The 5,635-nt window shown below is 69.4% G+C and carries 4 protein-coding genes and 1 tRNA gene; 4 read left to right on the forward strand and 1 reads right to left on the reverse strand.

Annotation, left to right across the window (positions count from 1 at the left end; genetic code table 11):
• Positions 1-132 precede the first annotated feature (132 nt).
• Positions 133-2,997, reverse strand: a complete 2,865-nt coding sequence (locus HUX53_RS28440; RefSeq protein ID WP_309237475.1) for a UPF0182 family protein — start codon at positions 2,995-2,997, stop codon at positions 133-135.
• 175 nt (positions 2,998-3,172) lie between these two features.
• Between HUX53_RS28440 and HUX53_RS28445 the strand changes: the two genes are divergently transcribed.
• From HUX53_RS28445 to HUX53_RS28460, 4 genes are all read left to right on the forward strand, one after another.
• A complete protein-coding gene (locus HUX53_RS28445) occupies positions 3,173-3,706 on the forward strand; it encodes a PPA1309 family protein (protein WP_176406291.1) in 534 nt (177 codons plus the stop codon).
• Positions 3,707-3,758: 52 nt separating this feature from the next.
• Positions 3,759-4,202 (forward strand): molybdenum cofactor biosynthesis protein MoaE, encoded by a 444-nt coding sequence (locus HUX53_RS28450; protein WP_309237476.1) that lies wholly within the window; start codon positions 3,759-3,761, stop codon positions 4,200-4,202.
• Positions 4,203-4,229: 27 nt separating this feature from the next.
• Complete coding sequence (locus HUX53_RS28455) at positions 4,230-5,279, forward strand: PDZ domain-containing protein (RefSeq protein WP_176406292.1); 1,050 nt, start codon at positions 4,230-4,232, stop codon at positions 5,277-5,279.
• Positions 5,280-5,329: 50 nt separating this feature from the next.
• Positions 5,330-5,403, forward strand: a tRNA-Met gene (locus HUX53_RS28460).
• The last annotated feature ends 232 nt before the right edge of the window (positions 5,404-5,635 follow it).

Below are 5,635 nucleotides of genomic sequence, written 5' to 3' on the forward strand. Positions count from 1 at the left end.
CAGCGCCGCTGCCGGGCTGGCTGGCCGAACGGCCGCGATCGGCGCCGCCGCCGCCATCCGCCGCGCCCGCAAACGCCGCAAATAGCGCACGCCACCGGCGTGCCGGCCCGAGGCCGGCCGCCGGACCGGGCGTCAGCTCGATGACGGGGTGGCGCTCGGTGTGGCGCTCGGCGACGGGGAACCGGACGGTGACGGGCTCGACGACGGCTTCGGTGCGGCCTTGCCCGCCGCCGCCAGGGCCGCCTGGGCGTCCTTGACCCGCTTCCAGGCGGCGCCCATGGCCGCGTAGTCGCCCTTCTTCTGCGCGTCCTCGAAGGCCTTGAGCGCCTCGTTCAGGTCGTTGATCGCCTTCTGCGCCGCCGCGCTCATCTCCCCGCCCGATGGCGCCTCCTTCTCCGGGGGAGCGGGCTGCTCCGTCGAGCCCGTCCCGCCGAGGACCTGCTTCAGCGCCTCGTCGAAGGTGTCGGCGGCCGCGATGCTCTCCCCGTACCGCACGAGGATCTTGCCGAGGATCGGGTACGGCTGCTGCTCCTTGCCGCCCGACGCCTTGGTGTACATCGGCTCGACGTACAGCAGGTCGCCGCCGAACGGGATCGTCAGCAGGTTGCCGGCCACGGTCTTCGTCCCGCCCTGCCTCAGCGCGAACAGGTCGTTCTTCACCTTCGCGTCGGTCTCGAACGAGTTCTGCACCTGGCCGGGCCCGGCCGGTTGCGCGTTGCGCGGCATCTGCAGGATCTGGATCTGCCCGTAGTCCTTCCCAGGCGTCGACCCCACCGACATGAACGCCGCGAGCTGCGGGTTGTTGCGCGGGTTGAACACCGTCGTCAGCGCGAACGACTGCGCGTCCTGGCCGGGCATCCGCAGGCTCTGGTAGTAGGGCGGCTGCCGCTTGCCCTTCACCGTCGGGTCCTGCGGGACCTCCCAGAAGCCCTCGCCGTTGTAGAACGCCGACGGGTCCGTCACGTGGTACTTGGTGAGGACCTTCCGCTGCACCTTGAACAGGTCCTGCGGGTAGCGGAAGTGGGCCTCCAGCTCGGGCGGGATGGACGAACGCGGCTGGACGGTGTCCTTGAACACCTTCATCCACGTCTTGGTCACCGGGTCGTTCTCGTCCCACTGGTACAGGTGGACGCTGCCGTCGTAGGCGTCGACCGTGGCCTTCACCGAGTTGCGCATGTAGTTGACGTGGTCGTTCGCCTGCCGCGCCACCGCCGACCGCGTGTCGGTGATCGTGTCCGCGGTCGCCTCCCCGAGGCTCATCTCCTCCGAGTACGGGTAGCTGTTGGACGTCGTGTAGCCGTCCACGATCCACAGGATGCGGCCGTTCACCACCGCCGGGTACGGGTCGCCGTCCAGCGTGAGCCACGGCGCCGCCTTCTGCACCATCTCGCGCGGCGACCGGTCGTACAGAATCTTGGCGTTCTTGTTGATCGCGCCCGACAGCAGCAGGTTCTTGTCCTGGAACTTCGACGCGTACAGCAGCTTGCGGAAGAACGAGTCGATGCGGACGCCGCCCTGCCCGTCATAGGTGCTGCTCTGCTGCCCCGACGCGCTGTTGTCGGGGTAGTTCAGCTCCTGCTGGCCGCGCCCGCCGGCCACCGAGTACTTCGGCGAGCGCTCCCCGAAGTAGATCTCCGGCTGCGCCACCTTGATCTGCTGGTTCTGGGACGCCGGCATGTCGCGGGTGATGAAGTCGGGCTCCCGCGAGTCGAACCGGTCGCCGTAGGCCGACACGAAGCCGTAGCCGTGCGTGTAGACCATGTGGTCCTTGATCCAGCTGCGCTGCCCCTCCGGGGCACCGGACAGCTCGCGCAGCGCCACCACCGTGTCGACGAGCTTGCCGTCCACCTGGTAGCGGTCCACGTCGAGGGTGTCGGGGAACTGGTAGAACGGGCGGATCCGCTGGAGCTGCTGGAACGTCTCGCCCACCACGTTCGGGTCGAGGACGCGGACGCCGCCGTTCGTCAGCTGGTCGGCGTCGTCCTGGAGCTTCTTCTTGTCCGTGACCGGCTCGTTCCCGTACGGGACGACCTTCGCGCCGTCGACCCCGTACGCCTCACGGGTGAACTTGATGTTGCGCTGGATGAACTGGCGCTCCTTGGCCAGCTCGTCCGGCTTCACCTGGAACTGCTGGATCAGCAGCGGATACACGCCGCCCAGCAGGATCGCCGACAGCACCAGGAGGGTGAACCCGACGCCGGGCAGCATCATGCCGCGCCGCAGCAGGTTGCTGAAGAACATCACGGCGCACAGCAGCGCGATGACGAACAGGATCGTCTTCGCGGGCAGCAGCGCGTTGACGTCCGTATAGGACGCGCCGGTCGTCACCCCGCGTTCGGAATGCACCAGGCCGTACCGGTCGAACCAGTACGCGACCGCCTTCAGCAGGATGAACAGCCCGAACAGCACGGACAGGTGCGCCCGCGCGGGCGGGCTCGCCTTGTCGCCCGGCCCCTGCAGCCGCAGCCCCCCGTACAGGTAGTGCACCATCACCGCGGCCAGGATCGACAGGATCACCGTGGCGAAGACCACACCGAGCACGAGCCGCAGGAACGGGTACGTGAAGACGTAGAACGACACGTCCTTGTGGAACTGCGGGTCCGCCACACCGAACGGCGTCCGGTTCAGGAACGCCAGCCACACCGGCCACTGGCCCGCCACCGACGAGCCCGTCAGCACGCCCAGCAGGCCCAGCAGCACGAAGGAGATCAGCCGCCGCCGCGGATCGATCACCGCGCGGTACCGCTCCAGGCCCTGCTGCTCCACCGACAGCGGCCGGTACGCCGGACGCAGCCGGTACGCGACCAGCACGTTCGCGCCCACTACCAGCGTCATCAGCAGCCCGGCGCCGAAGAACAGGACGATCTTCGCCTGCAACTGCGTGGTGTACACCGAGGAGAAGCCGATGGAGCGGTACCACAGCAGGTTCGTGTAGACCGCGGTGAAGATCATGAAAATGACCAGCAGCACGGCCAGCACCACCAGAACCGGTAGCACCAGCCGCGTCCGTCCGGTACCGAGCCGGCGCCCGAAACCAGGAGTCCGGAACGTCAAGTCGGCCCCTCCGATCGAGATCTAGCTCACCGGCCGCCCGCCGGTGTGTACATGCAACTTACCGACTGAGGTGAAGGTTCCGGCATTTCCGGGTCTCGATTGGGGGAAAGATGGGCCCGTGAGTCTTCTGGAAGAAGTCGTGCTGGACCTGGAACGTCATTCGGCCCAGGAGGGGTGGGACAGCGCGCCGCGCCTCTATGCCCTCGTCCGGAGCACCGAGCTCCGCCGCGCCGAACCCGGCCTCGCCGACCAGCTCGGCCTGCCCCCGGGCGCCGACACCCTCGCCGCACTCGAACAGCCCGCCCTGCCCGAGAAGGACGCCATCGAGGACGCCCTCGCGTCCATCGCCTGGCCCGACGCCGTCGAAGGCTGCGCCCTCGTCATGGAACGCGTCGTCCTGCCGCCCGAAGCGGAGGAGGACATCCCGGAGGACGAGGCCGAAGCCGCCTCGTTCGCCGCGAACCACCCCAAGCGGGAGGACGTCCGCATGGTCGTCGGCGTCCTGCGCGACGGCGCCCGCCACTCCGCCCTCCGGCTGCGCCGCCACGACAGCGACGACGAGGTCCTCGCCGGGCCCGACCTCGTCCCCGCCCTGTCCGAGGCGCTCGCCGCCACCTTCGAACCCGACGACCCCGCCGCGTCCGGCGGCTGAGCGCCGCCGCCCGGGAGGTGTAGGGCGCGCTCCGCGAGGTAGCCTGCGGGACGTGAGCCAAAGCGTTGCGGGCGGGGACGTCATCCGGCTGATCGGCGTCCGCGAGACGCCCCTGTCCATCGACGAGGCGTACGACGCCGTCGGCGCCCCCGGCGCCGGCGGCATCGCCGTCTTCGCCGGCACCGTCCGCGACAACGACCACGCCCGCGCCGTCACCCGCCTGTCCTACAGCGCCCACCCCACCGTCGAACGGGAACTCCGCGCCGTCATGGAGAAGGTCGCCGCCGACTTCCCCGTCCTCGGCCTCGCCGCCGTCCACCGCGTCGGCGACCTCGACATCGGCGACATCGCCGTCGTCGTCGCCGCGTCCAGCCCCCACCGCGCCGAAGCGTTCGCCGCCTGCCGCCGCCTCATCGACGACCTCAAGGCGACCGTCCCCATCTGGAAGCACCAGACCTTCACCGACGGGGACGACGAGTGGGTCGGGGCCTGCTGAGCCCCCTGACGGCATAGAGTTTCCGGCATGTCTCGTCGTGCCACCACGCTCACCGTCGCGAGCGTGCTCGTCCTCGTGCTCGCCGTCATCGGCTCCGTCATGCGCGTCCCCTACGTCGCGCTGATGCCCGGACCCACGAGCAACACCCTCGGCACGAACGACAAAGGCCAGCCCCTCATCCGCATCGACGGCCGCAAAACCTACCCCGACCAGGGGCACCTCAACTTCACCACCGTGACCTACCGCGGCGGGCCCGGCGGCCGCATCGACCTCTTCACCGCCCTGCGCGGCTGGCTCGACGGCGATACCGCCATCGTCCCCGAAGAGACGATCTTCCCCAAGAACGAGTCGCCCAAAGAGGTCGACCAGGAGAACACCCGGGCGATGCAGGACTCCCAGCAGAACGCCGAAGCCGCCGCCCTCCACGAACTCGGCATCCCCCTCACCACCCGCGTCATCGTCGAAGGCGTCCAGAAGGACCGCCCCGCCGCCGGCGTCCTCAAGGCCGGCGACGAGATCACCGCACTGGACGGCGCCAAGGTCACCAGCGTCTCCCAGATCACCGGCGCCATGGCCAAGCACAAGATCGGCGACACGGTCACGCTGACCTACAAGCGCGGCGGGAAAGAGGACAAGGCCACCCTCACCACCGTCGCCGACCCCACCGGCAAGCGCGCCGTCGTCGGCATCGTCCTCTCCGACCAGTACAAGTTCCCCTTCAAGATTGACATCAGCATCGGCGACATCGGCGGCCCCTCCGCCGGCCTCATGTTCTCCCTCGCCATCTACGACAAACTCACCCCCGGCCCCCTCACCCAGGGCAAATTCATCGCCGGCACCGGCACCATCACCCCCGAAGGCGAAGTCGGCCCCATCGGCGGCATCCAGCAGAAGATGATCGCCGCCCGCAAAGCCGGCGCCACCGTCTTCCTCACCCCCAAGGACAACTGCGCCGACGCCCTCTCCGCCCGCCCCGACGGCCTCCGCCTCGTCCGCGCCGACACCCTCCACGGCAGCATCCAGGCCATCAACGCCCTCAACACCGGCCAAGGCGACATCCCCGCCTGCACCAAATAACGCCACCCGGCCAAACCACTCCTCCCCATGCCATAGACTTAAGACATCACCGCGGGGTGGAGCAGTTCGGTAGCTCGCTGGGCTCATAACCCAGAGGTCGCAGGTTCAAATCCTGCCCCCGCTACGGGTCCTGGGGTCCGTGTGGTCGCCGCTTTGCGGCTTCCCCGCGGGCCCCTTCGCCATTCCCGGGGGGACGACCCCCCGGAGCCCCCCGTTCCCCCACCCCCCCCCCCCCCCCCCCCCCCGGGCCCCCCCCCCATCCCCCCCCCGGGGGGGGGGGTGGGGGGGGTGGGGGGGTTTTTTTTTTTTGTGTGGGGGGTCAGTCTGTGGGGGGTGGTCTCCACAAGGGGGGGGGG

The organism is Actinomadura sp. BRA 177 (assembly GCF_013372625.1).
Lineage (GTDB): Bacteria > Actinomycetota > Actinomycetes > Streptosporangiales > Streptosporangiaceae > Spirillospora.